Raw genomic sequence first — 1,427 nt, forward strand, 5'->3', positions numbered from 1 at the left:
ATGAGACCTTTTTCTATGAGGGCTTTGATGACGTAGTTTACTTTTCCGACACTTAGGCTCAGTTCATCGGCTAGAGATTTTTGGCTCTTTGTTATTTCAATTTTTCTAAGCACATTGAGTGTTAGTTCTTCATTTTGCAATATTTGTTTCCTAAAAAAGTATAATATAAAATTCAATTATTGAATGATTGTAGTATTGTAGCTTTTTTTCTTACAAATGGCAAATTATGTTTTCTTATGTTATTCATGGAATTTAAAAGGAGGTGGTAAAATGGTTGTGATTGTATTAAAGTGGTGGCCTGTCTCGGAATCGAACCAAGGACACAGTGATTTTCAGTCACTTGCTCTACCGACTGAGCTAACAGGCCTTTTGAAGAGTTGGAATTATAATCATACTTAACTGAATAGTTCCTTACAAAGTAAAAATTCCATGATAATTCATTTTTGCTTCCAATTCTTTTGCTATTTCTTCTTTCATCTCTTTTTGTTCAACAAATTGAAGTAGTTTTTCTAAAGCATACATACGGTACTTGTCCAAATCTTTCGAAAAACCCAACTGTTTATCGTGTCCTGCATGTTTTATGATGAGTTTTTCATTAATGAGTCCTACTTTGTGTTTTAGTAGTATTCGCAACCACAGATCATAATCTTCACACACCGGTAAGCTCTCGTCAAAAAGTCCAACACTCTCAAAAAGTTTTTTGTGCATAACTACAGAAGATGGTGCGATGTTACAGTAAGAGAGGTTTTCCATAAAAATATCATCTCCTACTTTTCTATATTTTTTAGGTATTTTGATGACCTGCCCATTTCGAATCCACTGCTCTGCTGTATAGCTCATCAAAATATCTGGATTACTCTCATGGAAGCTTACTTGTTTCTCAAGTTTCTTTTCATCCCACTCATCATCAGAGTCCAAAAAAGCTATCCATTCATACTTTGTTGCTTTTATGCCAACATTTCTAGCGCACGATACACCTCTGTTTTCTTGGTATATGTAAATGATGTCTGGGAAATCTTTTGTTATTTGTTTCGTATTATCAGTTGAGCCATCATCAATGATTATAAGCTCTTTTGGTGGATGCGTTTGGGCATATACTGAAGTGATAGCCCTTTTTAACAGTTCATAGCGGTTGTATGTGGGGATAATGACTGTAATATCCAATCTATTCTCCTATTTTTGCCTGGGATGAATCCCGGGATCCGACAAAACTGCCAACCTCTCCGGAAGCAGGGATTTATCCCTGCCCCTCTAAACGCCTACCAAACCTTTATCTCATTATAGACACTGTCCCTCTCTACAGGAATAAATCCACTGTTTTTAATAAGTGCCGTAAATTCATTGACATCCACACCGTTTGCACTCTTTGCACCTGCTGCAGAGTTAATGGACTCTTTTTCAATTGTCCCATCTAAATCATTTGCTCC

Annotated in this window: 2 protein-coding genes, 1 tRNA gene and 1 pseudogene; all 4 read right to left on the bottom strand. The window is 36.2% G+C overall.

Features of this window, described 5'->3' with window-relative positions; all coding sequences use genetic code 11:
* The coding region (locus MNY27_RS10820; protein WP_346392340.1) for a winged helix-turn-helix transcriptional regulator at positions 1-113 on the bottom strand (113 nt) is incomplete at its 3' end.
* Between the two features lie 178 nt (positions 114-291).
* Positions 292-367 (bottom strand) — tRNA-Phe (locus MNY27_RS10825).
* A gap of 44 nt (positions 368-411) precedes the next feature.
* Positions 412-1,164 (bottom strand): glycosyltransferase family A protein, encoded by a 753-nt coding sequence (locus tag MNY27_RS10830; protein WP_346392339.1) that lies wholly within the window; start codon positions 1,162-1,164, stop codon positions 412-414.
* 95 nt (positions 1,165-1,259) lie between these two features.
* Positions 1,260-1,427, bottom strand: a pseudogene (locus MNY27_RS10835) (aminofutalosine synthase MqnE); the annotation flags it as partial.

The organism is Sulfurimonas sp. NWX79, assembly GCF_039667035.1.
Classification (GTDB): Bacteria; Campylobacterota; Campylobacteria; order Campylobacterales; family Sulfurimonadaceae; genus Sulfurimonas; species Sulfurimonas indica.